The 15,655-nt window shown below is 61.9% G+C and carries 16 protein-coding genes and 1 pseudogene; 10 read left to right on the top strand and 7 right to left on the bottom strand.

Translation table 11 applies throughout. The annotated features are described in order from the left end of the window. The first annotated feature begins 119 nt into the window (after window positions 1-119). Entirely contained in the window at window positions 120-1,856 is a 1,737-nt protein-coding gene (locus tag V1290_RS04685) for a methyl-accepting chemotaxis protein (RefSeq protein WP_334363266.1), read from the top strand. 177 nt (window positions 1,857-2,033) lie between these two features. Here V1290_RS04685 and V1290_RS04680 read toward each other — a convergent pair whose 3' ends face one another. Beyond that, the gene (locus V1290_RS04680) at window positions 2,034-2,693 is read right to left on the bottom strand and encodes a peroxiredoxin (protein ID WP_334363265.1); all 660 of its coding nucleotides are present in this window, start codon (window positions 2,691-2,693) and stop codon (window positions 2,034-2,036) included. 446 nt (window positions 2,694-3,139) lie between these two features. On the opposite strand from V1290_RS04680, the gene V1290_RS04675 reads away from it, so the two are divergent. After that, window positions 3,140-3,700, top strand: a complete 561-nt coding sequence (locus tag V1290_RS04675; protein WP_334363263.1) for a hypothetical protein — start codon at window positions 3,140-3,142, stop codon at window positions 3,698-3,700. Between the two features lie 431 nt (window positions 3,701-4,131). Here V1290_RS04675 and V1290_RS04670 read toward each other — a convergent pair whose 3' ends face one another. Continuing rightward, a complete protein-coding gene (locus V1290_RS04670; RefSeq protein WP_334363262.1) occupies window positions 4,132-4,659 on the bottom strand; it encodes a hypothetical protein in 528 nt (175 codons plus the stop codon). Between the two features lie 161 nt (window positions 4,660-4,820). Here V1290_RS04670 and V1290_RS04665 point away from each other — a divergent pair, with 161 nt between their 5' ends. Next, on the top strand, window positions 4,821-5,099 hold the full coding sequence (locus V1290_RS04665) for a hypothetical protein (RefSeq protein ID WP_334363261.1): 279 nt from the start codon (window positions 4,821-4,823) through the stop codon (window positions 5,097-5,099). Between the two features lie 51 nt (window positions 5,100-5,150). Here V1290_RS04665 and V1290_RS04660 read toward each other — a convergent pair whose 3' ends face one another. Then, entirely contained in the window at window positions 5,151-5,489 is a 339-nt protein-coding gene (locus V1290_RS04660) for a hypothetical protein (protein WP_334363260.1), read from the bottom strand. A 117-nt stretch (window positions 5,490-5,606) separates the two neighbouring features. Beyond that, window positions 5,607-5,798, bottom strand: a complete 192-nt coding sequence (locus V1290_RS04655; protein WP_334363259.1) for a hypothetical protein — start codon at window positions 5,796-5,798, stop codon at window positions 5,607-5,609. Between the two features lie 132 nt (window positions 5,799-5,930). Between V1290_RS04655 and V1290_RS04650 the strand changes: the two genes are divergently transcribed. The 6 genes and pseudogenes from V1290_RS04650 (at window position 5,931) to V1290_RS04625 (ending at window position 11,728) form a co-directional block, all read left to right on the top strand. After that, entirely contained in the window at window positions 5,931-6,668 is a 738-nt protein-coding gene (locus tag V1290_RS04650) for a Crp/Fnr family transcriptional regulator (protein ID WP_334363258.1), read from the top strand. A 248-nt stretch (window positions 6,669-6,916) separates the two neighbouring features. Next, a pseudogene (locus tag V1290_RS04645) lies at window positions 6,917-7,015 on the top strand (protease); the annotation flags it as partial. Between the two features lie 29 nt (window positions 7,016-7,044). Continuing rightward, complete coding sequence (locus V1290_RS04640) at window positions 7,045-7,497, top strand: PPC domain-containing DNA-binding protein (RefSeq protein ID WP_334363257.1); 453 nt, start codon at window positions 7,045-7,047, stop codon at window positions 7,495-7,497. A gap of 74 nt (window positions 7,498-7,571) precedes the next feature. Continuing rightward, complete coding sequence (locus tag V1290_RS04635; protein WP_334363256.1) at window positions 7,572-8,063, top strand: YciE/YciF ferroxidase family protein; 492 nt, start codon at window positions 7,572-7,574, stop codon at window positions 8,061-8,063. A 324-nt stretch (window positions 8,064-8,387) separates the two neighbouring features. After that, window positions 8,388-8,915: a hypothetical protein gene (locus V1290_RS04630; protein ID WP_334363254.1), complete on the top strand. Its 528-nt coding sequence runs from the start codon at window positions 8,388-8,390 to the stop codon at window positions 8,913-8,915. 152 nt (window positions 8,916-9,067) lie between these two features. Next, the gene (locus V1290_RS04625; RefSeq protein WP_442895046.1) at window positions 9,068-11,728 is read left to right on the top strand and encodes a bifunctional diguanylate cyclase/phosphodiesterase; all 2,661 of its coding nucleotides are present in this window, start codon (window positions 9,068-9,070) and stop codon (window positions 11,726-11,728) included. A 6-nt stretch (window positions 11,729-11,734) separates the two neighbouring features. Here the strand turns inward: V1290_RS04625 and V1290_RS04620 are convergent, their stop codons facing one another. The 3 genes from V1290_RS04620 to V1290_RS04610 all read right to left on the bottom strand — a co-directional run bounded on the left by V1290_RS04620 (window position 11,735) and on the right by V1290_RS04610 (window position 15,261). Then, window positions 11,735-14,188 (bottom strand): PAS domain S-box protein, encoded by a 2,454-nt coding sequence (locus tag V1290_RS04620; protein ID WP_442894966.1) that lies wholly within the window; start codon window positions 14,186-14,188, stop codon window positions 11,735-11,737. 56 nt (window positions 14,189-14,244) lie between these two features. Continuing rightward, window positions 14,245-15,009, bottom strand: a complete 765-nt coding sequence (locus V1290_RS04615; protein WP_334363251.1) for a thermonuclease family protein — start codon at window positions 15,007-15,009, stop codon at window positions 14,245-14,247. 75 nt (window positions 15,010-15,084) lie between these two features. Continuing rightward, window positions 15,085-15,261 carry an RNA polymerase sigma factor region1.1 domain-containing protein gene (locus tag V1290_RS04610; protein ID WP_334363249.1) on the bottom strand — a complete coding sequence of 59 codons (177 nt, stop codon included), beginning with the start codon at window positions 15,259-15,261 and terminating at the stop codon, window positions 15,085-15,087. A gap of 109 nt (window positions 15,262-15,370) precedes the next feature. Between V1290_RS04610 and V1290_RS04605 the strand changes: the two genes are divergently transcribed. Beyond that, a complete protein-coding gene (locus V1290_RS04605) occupies window positions 15,371-15,580 on the top strand; it encodes a hypothetical protein (protein ID WP_334363247.1) in 210 nt (69 codons plus the stop codon). Window positions 15,581-15,655: the final 75 nt, after the last annotated feature.

Below are 15,655 nucleotides of genomic sequence, written 5' to 3'. Positions count from 1 at the left end.
CCTTTCCTGCACGCATAAATTTCATGAAGCATATCAGTATTTTCCCTGGGTTGTGCCCATTAAGGCGATCGTAAGCAAAACGGGTCAGATTGGGTGCGATTTTGGGGGAATTTCTCGTCATGACCACGCAATCCACTGGAAAGTTCCTGCCGGCGCTCAAGCTGCGCCTCGGTACCAAGGCTGTCATCTGTGCGATCCTCCTGATCGCGGTGAATACCGCGCTGGTGGTCGGGGCGGCCCATTGGTCGCTGACCTCCGAATTCGGCGACCGGGCGCTGCGGGACATCGAGGTCAACCTGCGCACGCTGGGTCTGGCATTTGCCGAGACCTACAGCGACGCCAAGATCACACTCAAGGATGGGGCGGTCGCCCGGGCCGAAATTCCGAAGATGCCCGAGTTCAAGGACCACGCGATCGTCGATCGCGCGGTGGGCTATGCCGGCGGCAACGCGACGCTTTTCGTCTATGACGACGCCAGCAACCAGTACGTCCGCCGCACCACCAATGTGAAGAAGGAGAACGGCGACCGCGCCGTCGGCACCCAGCTCGCGGCCGATCACCCCGGACAGGCGGTGGTGCGGCGCGGAGAGGCCTATCGGGGCCCGGCGACGCTGTTCGGAAAGACATTCATGACGGCCTACTACCCGATCCTGAATCCGGCCGGCAAGGTGATCGGGCTGCTGTATGTCGGCATTCCCATGGCTCACTACGAGAGCATGCTGTCGCATGCCATTCAGAACATGGCGATCGCAGCCGGCATTGCCGCCCTTCTGGTGATGATGCTGACGATGCTGATCGTGCGCCAGGTGACCAAGCCGCTGACGTCGGTCACGGCCTCGCTTACCGCCATCGCCAACGGCAACGCCGACGTCGAAATCGACTGCGACGACCGGACGGATGAGATCGGCGAGATTGCGCGTACGCTTGCGGTGTTCAAGAACAATTCGGTCGAACGGCGACGCTTGCGCGACGAGCAGACCGCGGCTGCCGCGGCCGCTGCCGAGCAGCGCAAGTCGGAATTGCGCGGCTTCGTCGACGAGTTCAAGACCAGCATCGGCGGCATCCTCGATAAGGTGCTGAACTCCTCCGGCGAGTTCGAGCGTGTCGCGCGGCAGCTCACCGACACCGCGCGGACTACCGCAAGCCTGTCCGGTAAGTCGGCCGGCGCTTCTGAGACCGCCTCCGAGCATGTCCGCACCGCGGCGGCCGCCTCCGACGAGCTCTCCAGCTCGATCGCCGAAATCACCCGCCGCGTCCAGGAATCGAACGGCATCGCGGCCGACGCCGTCAAGCAGGCCGCCGCCACCGACCAGCGCATCAACGAATTGTCGGAAGCCGGCGCCCGGATCGGCGACGTGGTGAAGCTGATCACCTCGATCGCCGAGCAGACCAACCTCTTGGCGCTCAACGCGACCATCGAGGCAGCGCGGGCAGGCGATGCCGGCCGCGGCTTTGCCGTGGTGGCGCAGGAGGTCAAGAGCCTCGCCGGCCAGACCGCGAAGGCGACGGAAGAGATTTCCAGCCAGATCGGCAGCATGCAGCTTGCGACCGAAGAGTCGGTCAGCGCGATCAAGGCGATCGGTCAGACCATCGAGCGCATCAGCGATATCGCCACCTCGATCTCGGCGGCGGTCGAGCAGCAGCGTGGCGCGACCCAGAACATCGCGCAGAGCGTGCGCGCGGCGGCGAGCGGCACGGCCGATGTTGCCGCCAACATCCGCAACGCCGCACAGGGCGCCGACGAGACCGGCGAGACCTCGAGCCGGATGTTTGCCTCTGCGCAGAATCTGTCGAGCGAAAGCCTGCACCTGAAGGCCGAGGTCGAAAAATTCCTCGACCGCGTCCGCGCCGCCTGACGAGGCAGTCACGGCGGTGCATCACGCCGCCCGCGAAACCGGAAGCCGGTGCCGAAAACTTAGTTTGTCATTCCGGGATGGTGCGTTAGCACCAGACTCTGGTGCGCAATTGCGCACCAGAGAATCTCGAGATCCCGGATATGGTCCTTCGAACCATTCCGGGATGACCGCTGCGGGTCACTTCGGCTGCGGCACGATCCGGATATAGGGCTTCGGCGCCTTCCAGCCGGCCGGATAGATCGTCTTCGCCTCGTCGTCAGACACCGAGCCCGCGATGATGACGTCTTCGCCCTGTTTCCAGTCGGCCGGCGTGGCGACGCGATGCTTTGCGGTCAGCTGCAGCGAGTCGATCGCGCGCAGGATCTCCTGGAAGTTGCGGCCGGTGGTCATCGGATAGACGATCGTCAGCTTGATCTTCTTGTCGGGGCCGATCACGATCGCGTTGCGGACGGTCTGGTTGTCCGCAGGCGTGCGGGTGAGGGGATCGCCCGAGGTCGAAGCCGGCAGCATCTCGTAAAGCTTGGAGACGTTGTAGTCGGTATCGCCGATCATCGGATAGTTCGGCGCAGCACCCTGCGTCTCCTTGATGTCCTCCGACCATTTGGAATGGCGCTCGACAGGATCGACGCTCAGGCCAATCAGCTTGACGCCGCGCTTGTCGAATTCCGGTTTCAGCTTGGCGAGCAAGCCGAGCTCGGTGGTGCAGACCGGGGTGAAATCCTTGGGGTGCGAGAACAGCATCGCCCAGCTATTTCCGATCCAGTCGTGGAATTTAATTTTTCCCTCAGTGGTTTCGGCTTCGAAATCGGGGGCGACAGCGCCTATCGGAAGTGCCATGGTTTTACCTCATGTTGTTCAAGTTACAGGGAAATTTGCCTTTAACATTATAGGAGTCTGAAGCGGTTAAGTGAACCGGTTAGCGAAAAAGGTGAGATCCTTCTCCGCGAGCCCGGAACTCCTAGCATCTTCTCTTGGTCCGCGCCTCTGCGACGAAAAGAACCGGCGGGCCTGCATTCGATGGCGGAAGCCAGATTTGGGAGCCATCCTTTTGTTTTCACAACCGTTCCACTTTCTTGCCGTCGCTGCCCCGATATTGCCTTTTATGGCCCGCATCACGCCGGCCGCTTTGCACCCGGGAATGCATTGATCTGAACCGTGACCGACCTCACAGCGACCAATTGGCAACCATGTAAAAATCTCGAAATGCGGGTTTCGAATCGTTAACCGCTCGTTCATGGCCCGTATGGAAATGCTAACTGGAATTGAAATTGAGAAGTGCAACTATGTCTGCCCCGACTGCTGAAATATCGCTCCAACCATCCTGCCGCAAGACCGCCGCTGATGCGCTCACCATCGTGCGCGACGGTGTGATCACCGGCGAGGGCCCGACGACCAAGGGCCGTATCCATTTCTCCCGCGCGCTCGATGCCGATGACGCCGCCTGGTGCGCACGCATCCTCACCGTGAGCGCCGTTGAGCATGAGCCGGTGAGCCGCGCCGAAATCGAAGCGTTGTTCGAAATCAGCGATGCGGCTGCGGAACGCACCGACGACGGACGTTTCGACGATTTGCTGGCCAAGGCGGTCGCCCACCATGCCGCTTCCGAGTCCGGCCTGCCGGTGCCGCCGCGCACGGTGGCGCTGTCGCCGGATACGCCGATCGAGAGCTGGGCGCCGGTGAAGGCCGCCAACATCGACACCAAGGTGCTGGAATGGATCGCCAGCCAGATGCGTGGCAAGCGCCATAGCAATCGTCGGCTTGCCGCGCTGGTCGCGACCCTGGTCGGCGCCGCCGCGCTGCCGCTCGCGCAACTGCCGGGCATGCTGGATATGGGGCTGCTGTAGGTTCATTTGGCGATCATCGGTTTCAAGGCGGCGGGGTAGTACCCGCCGTTTTTGTTTTGAAATCCTGCGTCGGTCCTCTGGTGTCATCCTCTGCGCATGCGGGGGATCCAGTACGCCGCGGCCTATCGGTTCAATCACTGGAATACTGGGTCGCCCGGTCCTGGCCGCATTGTCCGCGGATTCAGCGAGTCACGAGGGTTTAATTCTCGCTCGGGCACCCCATATGAACTCAATGGCACAATGGAAATCGTCAACCACGCGGCAACCACCGATGACAAAGGATGAGTTGCGCCTGATGCTGACCGAGGCAGTGCGCAATACGCAGCCAATCGCGGATCACAAGCCGAAACGCGCCCCGGAGGCGGAGGACGATCAGTCCTAGCTAGCCGCTCATTCGCAATAGCCAAGAAACACACTAGGCGCGGTGGCTACTATCGATCCCGATAGCCTGACCTAATCGGACGCTCAAAAAGGAATAACGGATGCGGATAGCTGCCAAGCCCACCGAACAAGAGATCATCGAGGGGCCGCAAGCGGTGTCTTTTCAGATCGCGAACGGAACTGCGCGGCAGCGCTGCATTCTGCAAACCGAGTTGCCGACGAAGGCGCTGGCGCAAAAATTTCTTCTCGCAAATTGGCCTGTTATCGAAAAGATGGCGCGCGATGCGCTCGCGGCTGGAAATCTTGAAGACGGCCAGATCAAACTCGTCATGGCTGCCTGAGCAGTTCATGATCAACGTCAATTTTGGATTACTACAGGACCAGTCATGCTGAAAGATCGCGAGAACATCCTGAATGCGCTTCGCGAGAAGCCGCTCAAGGCCTACCAACTCATGCGGCGTGCCAATCTCCCCAATGAGGAAGCCTGCCAATCGCTGCTTCTGAAGATGCGCGACGAAGGTCTGGTGAAGTTCGATATCCACAAGGGTCATTGGCTCATCGGGTAGCCAGATAAACATGCGGCGGGGTCCCGTTTAGTTTTGCTCTGCGACACGATTTTACATTTGTGCGGAACCGGCCTCAGTGCCGGAGAGCATTGGCCGGGGCGGGCAAAATCCTGCCTGGAAACACATGGAAACATTGCAGCCTGACATCGTTCTTCGATGGAAGGAGGCCCGCCATGAGCAAGTTTCATGAGAAGGTCGAGGCTCAGACCAAACAGATCATCGGGCAAATGCTCGGCGACGACCTGCTGGTCCGGGAAGGTAAGGAGCAACATCGGCAGGCGACAGCGCCCGAACCGGCTGATCCTGGATCATCCGATGGCAGCGATGATCAGGGCATCGTCCGTGATCAACGGGGACAGGAGCAACCCAAAGACAAGGAGCGGGCCCAGCGCGTGAGCCGGGTCGACCGCGGCGGCGATCCGCCTGGGAAGAAGCCTTCAGGCAATCGCTAAACAAGAGAAGAGGCGGTGTTGGACCGACTCTTCTCCAATGCCCGTTGTCAGCTACTGACAGATATGGCGCCGGCCGTCCGCACCGATGAATGTCGTTCCGGGCTGACAGACGAAGCCGCTATTGTAGTAGCGCGGCCCGTAGCCATAATTGTAGGCGTAGACGTCGTTTCGGAACGGCGCCGTCGCAATCGCGCCGGCCGTGCCGATCGCGCCGCCAACCACGCCGGCGGCTATTTCACCTGGCCAGAATCCGCCGTGACGATGATAGATCCGGTCCTGAGTCTGCGGTTTACGGATGGCATCCGACCGTCCGTGAGCATCCTGCGCCAGTGCCGGCGCTGCGACCGCACTTGAAAGAACCGCCGCTGCGGCGAGGAGCTTCAAGTTCATGAGTTGCCTCCGTTGTACCAACAGTGGGCCAACCGGGGGCGCCTATGACCGTTCCGATATCGTGATCGGTTCGCTTCAAACGGATGTGAGGTTTCAGTTCCAGTTTTGCCAAGGCGCTCAATCAGCAAAACGCACCATGGTTTCACAGTCGGGGTAGCCGGGCATTTTTCGCGCACTGAATCCATCAATGCTCGCGGTCATGAGCTGGGCGATCCCGGAGACGACAATCCTCAATGATCCCCCGCGCGCCGACTGCGTCGGGCCCTTCTCCAGCGTGCAACGATCGGATTGGCCCTTGCGGTTCAGCATGGAGCGACTTGCAATGTCGGGTGCCGGACAGACGCCGTTCCCGAGAAAAGGATAGCGTTTAAAATCAGCGGTAACCCTCCGGCGGCCGCGTGACTGAGAGACGCAAGTGCTCCCGCCAATCCGGGAGTTCTCATGCAGTCGTTTTCGAGTAATCTGCTGCTGTCGTGTTTCGCCCCGCCGGATGTCGAGGCATTGCGGCCCCACCTCAGGCCTGTCGTGCTGGAGCACACCAAGATCCTGCATGAAGCCGGGGAGAAGATTAGCGGGGTCTACTTTCCATTCGATGCGGTGATTTCGCTCGTGGTGCTGCTTGAGGGCGGAGAAACCGTTGAAGCCGCCATGGTTGGCCGCGATGGTGTCGTCGGCGCTTCGGCGGCTTTGGACGGCAAGCTGGCCCTGAATCGCGCGATCGTTCAAATCGGCGGACATGGAGTAGTGTGTGAGCCCGACGCATTCAAGCGCGTGGCGCTCGACCGCCCGGGCATGCTTTCGATGATTATCAGTCACGAGCAGACGGTTTATGGCCAGGCGCAGCAGTCCGCCGCCTGCAACATCCTCCACGATTCGACGGCGCGGCTGTGCCGTTGGCTGCTGCGTGCGCGCGACCTCTCAGGAAACGATACGCTCCCTTTCACGCAGGAGTTTCTCGCGGAGATGCTGGGTGTCCGGCGAACCACCGTTTCCCCGGTGGCGCATACGCTGCAAGCTGCAGGAATGATCCGATACCGGCGAGGCAAGATCGAGATCACAAACGTCGAAGCGCTACGGGAAAGCGCCTGCGAGTGCTATGAGACAGTTCGTAACAATTACGATCGATTGCTGGGGCACAACCGCAATAGCGAGCCTGATCACGCAGCTCCGAAGAGTTGAAATTACAATCCGTGTACGAGCTGGTTCGTCGGTCAATCTAGAATCTAGTCAGGCGATCGCGACGCGCTTCCGGTCAAAGCTTCGGCGTCTGGCTTGATTGGATCAGCGCCAGTCGAGCGAACTTTTCGGGGAATAGCGAGTTCCCGCGCCGGCTCGCTTCTCGGGCCAGAGGCGCCGGATTCGGATCGACGGGAACGATGCCCTGTAGTGCCGATTGACCGGGACGGCTCACTCCCAGGGAGCACCCGATGGATCTCGACGGAAAGAAAATCGCAATTCTGGTAACGCACGGCTTTGAACAGTCGGAACTCGAAGTGCCGCGTGATCGGCTGAAAAAAGCCGGCAGCGCAGCCTGACCGCCATTTGCGAGGTCGCCATGAAGAGCAAGCGTATCGGCGCCGACGACAAGGCGCAGGTTCACGTCGTCATTCTGGACACCGGCGAGGAGGCGTTTGCCGCGCTCACCCGGTTCGCAGCCGAATCCGGGGTCTTCGCGGCCTCGCTGACCGCGATCGGCGCCTTCGAACGGGCGACGGTCGGCTGGTTCGACGTCGCCGCAAAGAACTACCGGAAGATCGCGGTCGACGAACAGTGCGAAGTCCTCAGCGCGATCGGCGATGTTGCCGCCGGCGACGACGGCAAGCCCAGCCTGCACGTTCACGTCGTGCTCGGCCTTGCCGATGGCTCGACGCGCGGCGGCCATCTGCTGGCAGCAACCGTCAGGCCGACGCTCGAAGTGATCTTGACCGAAGCGCCGGCAGCGCTTCGACGCAAGAAGAGGCCCGACCTCGGAATTGCCCTCATCGATCTTGCGGCGGGGGACGGGTAGCGCATCCGACGAGCGCTTTAGGAACCATTTCATTCGGTCTCATGTTGTTGGCGCACCCATCAATGGAGGAAGCCATGCCTGACAAGGACCTAAATGAATTGTTCCTGGATACGCTGAAGGACATATACTACGCCGAGAAGCAGATCCTGAGGGCGCTGCCGAAAATGGCGAAGGCTGCCACCTCGGACAATCTGCGGGCCGCCTTCGAAAAGCACCACGAAGAGACCGAGGCGCATGTCGAAAGGCTGGAAGAGATATTCGAGCTTCTCGGCAAGCCGGCGCGCGGCAAGAAGTGCGAAGCGATCGAGGGCATCATCGACGAAGGCAAAGACATCATGGAGCAGTATGCCGACACGCCCGCGCTCGATGCCGGTCTGTTGGCCGCCGCCCAATCGGTCGAGCATTACGAGATTTCTCGTTACGGCACCCTGAAAGCCTGGGCACAAAAGCTCAACAATCCGCAAGCCGTGAAGCTGATCGATCAGACGCTCGCCGAAGAGAAAAAGACAGACGAAACCCTGACCAAGATCGCGGAGACCGAGGTCAATTACGAGGCCGCGGCATAGGGCCACTCGTTCTACCGCGTCATAGCTGCTCAAACCGTCATCCTGAGGCCCCGCAGAGCGGGCGTCTCGAAGGGTGTAGGCTGCAGACGGGGTCGTCGGCGTCCAGGTGAGCACCTTGGCAATCTGTTTCGACTTCCGGACCAGAGCCTCATGGCTCCCGCCGGAGTTCGATACCGTAGGGAAACACGGCAGCAAAACGATCGCCGAGGTAGTCGTTTCGCGGGTCGCACAAATTATTTGCGCGCGGGGCGCCAGCGTAAGCAAACGTTTAGCCGCTGCCCGTAAAATGCCGGCATCAACTTCTGCATTAACCTCCGGTTAGTCATGCGCCTTCTGCCGATGAAAGAGCCGGACAGGTCCTGGCGGTCGATCAAGGGCCAGTGGAAGAAGGACGCCGAAAGCGTCGGCGAGGACTTTTCGACCTTTTCGACGGGAAGCTATGCGGCCTATGACGGGTTGACCAAGGAAGGCGATCACCCCAGCCTGTACTGCCTGTCCGATGGCGAGCGCATCCATGCGGCCTGCCAGGTCAGCCGCCTGATGATGAGCAAATTTCCGGATCCCATCCTCCGCGCGCGCTTTATCGTGGTGTCGCCGGTTTACGAACTCGGCATCGCCGATGCCGGTCAGTACGCCCAGACGATGGTGGCGCTGTTCTCGGGCATCGTATGGCTGTCGAGGGATACGATGTCGGCGAGCCACATCCGGTTTTTCCTGCGCAGTCCCGGAGACTCGCAGTTCTTTGCGGCGCTGCTGGCGTCGACGCCGGGCTCGCTGTTTTCGAAATTCACGATCGACGGGGCGCTGATCGAGTGCAGTCTCAAGGAAGACGAGATGGCGGAATCCGCCTGATTCCGCGGCCGCTTTAACCTCCCGATAACTCATTTTGCTAACGCCCCCTTGGCTTGTGGTCCCTACAACGAGCGCCTGTGGGGGCAGCGAAAATGCTGAATAATCCATCGGACGACGTCATCGCGGAGAGCCAGCCGCTGTTCGGTCGCGGCATGCCGTGGCGGATCAGGCTGGGCGCGATCCAGTGGCTGATCCTGAGTGCCGCGGGGATCGTGATCGCGATCATGCTCGGAACCGGCTATTTCGCCATGCAATACCGCGAGCGGGCGCTGGAAGTCGCCGAGCGCGAACTCAACAACAGCGCGCTCTTGCTGTCACGGCATTTCGACCAGCAACTGAACGATCTCCAGCATGTGCATGAGGACGTCGTATCCGGCATGCGGGCCGACGGGGTCGATACGTCGGAAGAATTCGAACAGAGGATGTCGACCTTGAGCGCGCACGAGATGCTGCGCGGCAAGCTTTCGGCGCTGCCCCATGTCGGCGCGCTGAACCTGTGGAACGTCAAGGGATGGCTGATCAATTCCTCCGAGATGTGGCCGGTCCCCGATCTCAGCATCGCGGACCGTCAGTACTTCAAGGAGTTCACGTCGGGAAAACCGACCACCGATGTGATCGTCGAGCCGGTCGTCAGCAAGGTGACGAGGAACTGGACCACGCTATTTGCGCGCAAGATTGTCGGCCGCAACGGCGAGATCATCGGATTTGCCAGCCGCGGCGTCGAACCGTCGCATTTCGAGGCCTTCGTCGGATCGCTGGAACTCAACAGCGATACCGCGATCTCGATGATTCACCGCAACGGCACCATCATTGCCCGCTATCCGAAGGACGACAGCGTGATCGGCTTCAATGTCGCCGGGAGCGAAGCCTTTCAACGTGCGCTGGCCGTGGATGGCAACATATCCGGGCGCTTCACCAGCGCGAGGCTGGCGGAAGACAAGGTCGGCGCGGTCAAGTCGCTCATGCACTTCCCGATCCTGATCGTGGCGACCACCCGAACGGAGGCTGCGTTGGCCGACTGGCGGGCGCAGACCAGGCTGCAATTTTTCGCGGCGGCGCTGGCGGTCATCGTCGTGATCGGCATGGTCTTCCTGATCGTGCGTCAGCTCCGCCGCCAGCATGCCGCCGCGCAGCGCAAGCTTTCGGAGAAGAGCCAGCATCTCGACACCGCCATCAACAACATGACGCAAGGGCTGTTGCTGTTCGATTCCTCGGGCCGTCTCGTGATCTGCAACCGGCGCTATATCGATATGTTCGGGCTCTCGGCGGAAGTCGTCAAACCCGGCTGTCATCTGCGCGACCTGATCCGGCACCGTCAGGAACGCGGCTCCTTTCTCGGCGACGTCGACGCCTATTGCGACCGCTTCCTCGATCCCAACGGCAGTCTCGTTCAGGACACCGTGACCTCGACGCCGGATGGGCGGACGATCCGGCTGATCTTCAAGCGCTCGGCGGACGGCGGCTGGGCCGCGACGCTGGAAGACGTCACCGAAGGGCGGCGCGACCAGGCCAGGATCGAACATCTCGCCCATTACGACGCGCTGACCAATCTGCCGAACCGCACCCTGTTCCAGCGCCATGCGGAGGGACTGCTGCTGGAAACCGAGGGCCAGGAATTCGCGATCCTCTATATCGACATCGACGAGTTCAAACGCATCAACGACACGCTGGGACATCTGATCGGGGACGAGTTCCTGAAGGGCGTGGCGGAGCGGTTGCGCCAGTCGGTCGGCGCTGAGGATTTCATCGCCCGCCTGGGCGGGGATGAATTCGCTATCCTTCAGCACGGCATCGAGAGCGCCGAGGACGTTCACGCGCTGGTCGCGCGGATCTATCAGGCGCTGCGTACCCCGTTCGACTGCCATGGCCATCAGCTTTCCAGCGATGCGAGCATCGGCATCGCGATTGCCCCGCGCGACGGCTCGGACCTTTTCGATCTCCTGAAGAACGCCGATCTCGCGATGTATGCGGCGAAGGCCGCCGGCCGCAGGACCTATCGCTTCTTCGATCCGGAGATGGAGCAGCAGGCCAATCATCGCCGCGAACTGGAGGCAGACTTGCGCGAGGCGCTGGTGCAGGGCGGGTTCGAACTGCACTATCAGCCGCAGGTCGATCTGCGCGGCGATTGCGTCACCGGCTGCGAGGCGCTATTGCGCTGGCGGCATCCGGTGCGCGGCATGATCTCGCCCGCCGATTTCGTGCCGGTCGCCGAGGAGACCGGCCTGATCGAGGAGATCGGGCAGTGGGTGTTGCGCACCGCCTGTGCCGAAGCCGCCGCCTGGCCAGCCCATGTCCGAATCGCCGTCAACGTTTCGCCGATCCAGTTCCGGTCGGAAACGCTGTCGGTGAAAGTCGCCGCTGTCCTTGCCGAGACCGGACTCGATCCGCGCCGGCTGGAGCTGGAGATCACGGAAGCCGTCCTGATGGCGGACGATGACGCCGCGCTCGCGGCGCTGAACCATCTCCGCGCGCTCGGCATTCACATCGCGCTCGACGATTTCGGCACCGGCTATTCATCGCTGCAATATCTGCAGCGCTTCCCGTTCGACAAGATCAAGATCGACCGCTCCTTCGTCAAGGAAGTGACGCGCAATTCCTCGTCGGCCTCGATCATCCGCGCGGTGGTCAGCATCGCCGCCGACCGCAATATGATCACGACTGCCGAAGGCGTCGAGACGTTGCAGCAGCGCGAGACCGTGCAGAGTCTCGGATGCACGCAGATGCAGGGCTATCTGTTCAGCGCCGCGCGCCCTGCGCAGGAAATCCGCGCGCTCCTGGCATCGGGGGAGGCCGGCGTCGACGCCGCGGCGTGAGCTTCCCTAGCGGCGCGCCTCGGAAATCGCCTTCCTGAGAATTCGCGACAGCAGTTCCACCGAATAGGGTTTCTGGATCAGCTCGAAGCCGCGGTGGGCGCTCTCCGCCAGCACGTTGCTGTAGCCGCTGGTCAGGACCACGGGCAGGCCGGGATAGCGTTCGCGCACGATGCCGGCGAGCTCGACGCCGTTCATCCCGGGCATGATGACGTCGGAAAACACCAGGTCGGCGGAAAACTCGTCCTCGGCCAGGATTGCGAGCGCGGCGTCCGCGCTGGCGACGCGGCGCACGGTGTAGCCGAGATCTTCCAACAGTTCGGTGGAGAACTGGCCGACGTCGTCATTGTCCTCGACGACGAGGACGCGGTAGCCGCGGCCGCGGGCAGCAGGCTCGCTGGCGGTCGCGGCGGCTTCGCTCGTATCGGCCGGCACCGCGGCCTGCGGCAGGTAGATCGTGAACGTCGCGCCCTGGCCGGGCTCACTTGCAACTGCGATATCGCCGTCGGATTGCTTGGCAAAACCGAACGCTTGGCTCAGCCCGAGGCCGGTGCCCTTGCCGACTTCCTTGGTGGTGAAGAACGGCTCGAAGATCGTCTCGAGCAGGGCAGGGGCAATGCCGCAGCCGGTGTCGGTCACGGTGATGGCGACGAAGTCGCCGCCGCGGGCGGGCTGGGCACGCAGCGGCGGAATCGCATCCACCTTGCGGACCTGAATGGTCAGCCGGCCCTCGCTGTCCATGGCATCGCGGCTGTTGACGGCGAGATTCATCAGCGCGGTTTCGAATTGCGCGACGTCGGCGATTGCGAAGCAATTGAGATCGGCGATTTCGACGTCGATCCTGATCCGGGCACCGACGAGGGGACGGATCAATTGCGCGACTGATTCGACCTGGGTGCCGACGTTGAACACCTGCGGCTTGAGCGGCTGCCTGCGGGCGAACGCCAGCAATTGTCCGGTCAGTTTGGAGGCGCGCTCCACGGTCTCGGCGATCGCGTCGATGTAGCGCCGGCGCCGCTCTTCCGGCAACTCGCGGCGGCGCAGGAAATCGGTTGCGGAGCGGATGATGGTCAACAGGTTGTTGAAATCGTGCGCCACGCCGCCGGTCAACTGTCCGACCGCTTCCATCTTCTGCGACTGGCGAAGCGCTTCCTCGCCCTGGCGGCGCTCGGTGACGTCGATGGCCTCCGGCACTGCCCCGATGACGGTGCCGCGCCGGTCGTGCAGCGGGCGCATCGCGAAATCGAAATAGCGGTCGCCGATCGGCAGGTGCAGCAGCATTTCAATCTTGACCTCTTCGCCCTGCATGACCGTGATGAAGGCGTCGCGGATGGCGTCGCGCATGCCGGGGGTCGTGGCAAACCATGGCGTTTCCCAGAACGGCTGGCCGACCACCGCGCCGGCGTCGGCGTGGATGCCGGCCAACGCCGTCCTGTTGGCATAGAGCACCTCGCCGTGCTGGTTGAGCAACGCCTGATATTGATGGCTGGTCTCGAAGATTGCCCGCATCTGGGCTTCGCTGGATTCGAGCTGCGCCGTCCGCTCGGTGATCCGCATCTCGAGAATTTCGTTCAGCCGGCGCAGATCGTGCTCGGCCTGCTTGGCCGAGGTGACGTCGTGGGCAACGCCGATGAAGCCGATGTGCTTGCCGGTCGGATCCCAGCGCGGCTGGGATTCCGAGCGCAGCCACCGCCATTCGCCGTCGGCGCGCTGATAGCGGGCCTCCAGCACGAACGGCTTGAGCGATGCTTCGCCTGCGACGGATTCCTGGACGACGCGCGCCGCGTCGTCCGGATGCAGCCTTTTGCGCCAGTCGAACACGATGGCTTCCTCGAACGGCAGTCCAAGGAAATCGACATAGGCCTGGTTGGCGAAGGAACGCGTGCGGTCGAGCTTGGTGACCCAGATCGGGACCGGCGCGCTGTTGGCGATCAGGCGGAAGCGCTCCTCGCTTTCGCGCAAGGTTGCCTGCGCCAGCATCTGATCGGTGACGTCGCAATCGGCGCCGACGAGGCGCAGCGCGCGGCCGTCGGCCTCGCGCTCGATCTTGGCGACGACGCGGATCCAGCGGACCGCGCCGTCGTTCGGCCGCACGATGCGGTATTCGGCCGAGTAATCCTCGCTCTGGCTTTTCAATACGCCGAACAGGTGCTGGACCGTTCGCTCGCGATCCTCGGGATGGATTCGACTGACCCATTCCTCATAGGTCTCGTTGGCCGCCTCGGGCGGCAGCCCGTGAACGATAAGATATTCGGGGGAGCGGCGGTTCTTGACGCCGTCACGGAAATCGATTTCGAGACCACCGACGCCGGCGATGCGCTGGATACGCGCCAGCTCCGCTTCGCGCTCCTGCAAAGCACGATGGGCTCTGTCGCGCTCGCTTGCGATTTCCTGCAGATATTGCCGCAAGCGCTCGGCGGCGGCAGCTTCAGGCAGGAGGTTCGTGGTGTCGGAAGGTGTCATGCGTGCCGGCAACCTCTGGCGGCACTTTCACACAAGAGCCGGCGCGTTAGCCAGCCTCATTTGCTCTTGGTGGTTGACCGGCAGTTATAGGCCCTGCGGAACCCGGCGGCCTGCGCATCTTCCTCGGAACAGAACCAGCGATCCGGCTTGGTCAGTCCCGGATAGGAGCGGCATGCCTGCAGGTGGTAGATGCCAAGGTTCCCGGTGACGCGCGCGCGCACCGCGTACTTCCCCTTGATGTTGCAATTCGCCGGCATCACGAGATCCTCGGGGAACAGCGCCTCGCGGATTTCGCGGTCGCGATCGACGCGGCACGCGGCGCCGAGCAGGGGAGCGTCTTTCTTCCCGGCGCGGAACTCGCGCGGCGCGACGAAGCAGCCTTTCCAGAGTCCCTGGCGGTCGTCCTTGGCGCGGGCCTCGTCCACCTGGAAGCGACCGCTGGCGGAGACTTCGACATTCAGTGCAAAGCCGTTGCGGACAAGGAGTTGGCTCAAACTGGTCGTGTCGCCCTCGATCTTGCACACGCCGATGCGCCGTTTCTTGTAAGTAGGGTCGGGACCCAGATCGTCGCAGCGAACCTGTTTGCCGCCGATCAACTTGGTCAGTTGATCGCGCGCCTCAATCCCGCAGGTCCAGCTATCGGCATTCTGATCGATGCAGAGTTGATCAACGGTGGGCGCATCGATGCCGTCGAGCCGGTAGGTAATGTTGCCGAGCTGAAGCGAGCTGCCATCTCGAATGGTGGCCGTTGCGGCCAAACTCTGGCTGGCCGGAAGGGCGATCGACAGCAACGCCGCAACCAGAAAAATTCGTGACCGCATCTGTTTCACTTTAAATAGATTTCGCACCGATGCGTTCTAGCACATGCTGGCGTCAAGGAACCAAGCGCGGCGGCCTTACGCCTCTCTGACGTTTATTCCTCGGACGCTCAAGGCCTCGAAGAGAGCTTCGATGATTTCGGGCTCAAGCCTGTCGGCAGATGACGGCACGAGCTCGTCAATTTGGTCAAACGTGATGAACCCGTATTGGTCGCCAATTTCAATCGCTCTTCTGATGATCGCTGATAAATCCATTTGATCGTCCTCTCGATATCGAAGCTCCTACTAAAGGGGATGAGAGCACCATTGACTTCACAAGAACAAAATAAGAACATGGGGCCCTCGCTCAACACGGAATATTGCCATGTCGTCCTCTTCACAGCCGAAGTCCGAAGAGAACGACGAGCTGGAAGCCGCTGTAGATCAGGCGATTTCTGCCTGTGGTGGGGATATGAGGGCGACGATCCGCGCGTTGATCGTGGCCAACGACTATCTGGAATCCGAGGTCGGCGAGCTGATGAAAGCGGTATCCCATGCCTATGCGCGGGGCCGCTTCAACTCCTATTCCGGCTGAATTAGCGCCGGGCGGCGCCGCGAAGCCGGTACGAGACCGTTGCCTCCATCGATTTTTGCTGTACGACGGGTGTGT

Source organism: Bradyrhizobium sp. AZCC 1578 (genome assembly GCF_036924675.1).
Taxonomy (GTDB): Bacteria; Pseudomonadota; Alphaproteobacteria; order Rhizobiales; family Xanthobacteraceae; genus Bradyrhizobium.
Note: the sequence above shows the minus strand (reverse complement) of the source record. Positions and strands in the feature narration are given on the sequence as shown.

Excerpts from the sequence above, each read along its gene's own strand:
- V1290_RS04685 (WP_334363266.1), top strand. The coding sequence starts at position 120 with ATGACCACGCAATCCACTGGAAAGTTCCTGCCGGCGCTCAAGCTGCGC.
- V1290_RS04680 (WP_334363265.1), bottom strand. The coding sequence starts at position 2,693 with ATGGCACTTCCGATAGGCGCTGTCGCCCCCGATTTCGAAGCCGAAACC.
- V1290_RS04675 (WP_334363263.1), top strand. The coding sequence starts at position 3,140 with ATGTCTGCCCCGACTGCTGAAATATCGCTCCAACCATCCTGCCGCAAG.
- V1290_RS04670 (WP_334363262.1), bottom strand. The coding sequence starts at position 4,659 with ATGTTTATCTGGCTACCCGATGAGCCAATGACCCTTGTGGATATCGAA.
- V1290_RS04665 (WP_334363261.1), top strand. The coding sequence starts at position 4,821 with ATGAGCAAGTTTCATGAGAAGGTCGAGGCTCAGACCAAACAGATCATC.
- V1290_RS04660 (WP_334363260.1), bottom strand. The coding sequence starts at position 5,489 with ATGAACTTGAAGCTCCTCGCCGCAGCGGCGGTTCTTTCAAGTGCGGTC.
- V1290_RS04655 (WP_334363259.1), bottom strand. The coding sequence starts at position 5,798 with ATGCTGAACCGCAAGGGCCAATCCGATCGTTGCACGCTGGAGAAGGGC.
- V1290_RS04650 (WP_334363258.1), top strand. The coding sequence starts at position 5,931 with ATGCAGTCGTTTTCGAGTAATCTGCTGCTGTCGTGTTTCGCCCCGCCG.
- V1290_RS04640 (WP_334363257.1), top strand. The coding sequence starts at position 7,045 with ATGAAGAGCAAGCGTATCGGCGCCGACGACAAGGCGCAGGTTCACGTC.
- V1290_RS04635 (WP_334363256.1), top strand. The coding sequence starts at position 7,572 with ATGCCTGACAAGGACCTAAATGAATTGTTCCTGGATACGCTGAAGGAC.
- V1290_RS04630 (WP_334363254.1), top strand. The coding sequence starts at position 8,388 with ATGCGCCTTCTGCCGATGAAAGAGCCGGACAGGTCCTGGCGGTCGATC.
- V1290_RS04625 (WP_442895046.1), top strand. The coding sequence starts at position 9,068 with ATGCCGTGGCGGATCAGGCTGGGCGCGATCCAGTGGCTGATCCTGAGT.
- V1290_RS04620 (WP_442894966.1), bottom strand. The coding sequence starts at position 14,188 with ATGACACCTTCCGACACCACGAACCTCCTGCCTGAAGCTGCCGCCGCC.
- V1290_RS04615 (WP_334363251.1), bottom strand. The coding sequence starts at position 15,009 with ATGCGGTCACGAATTTTTCTGGTTGCGGCGTTGCTGTCGATCGCCCTT.
- V1290_RS04610 (WP_334363249.1), bottom strand. The coding sequence starts at position 15,261 with ATGGATTTATCAGCGATCATCAGAAGAGCGATTGAAATTGGCGACCAA.
- V1290_RS04605 (WP_334363247.1), top strand. The coding sequence starts at position 15,371 with ATGTCGTCCTCTTCACAGCCGAAGTCCGAAGAGAACGACGAGCTGGAA.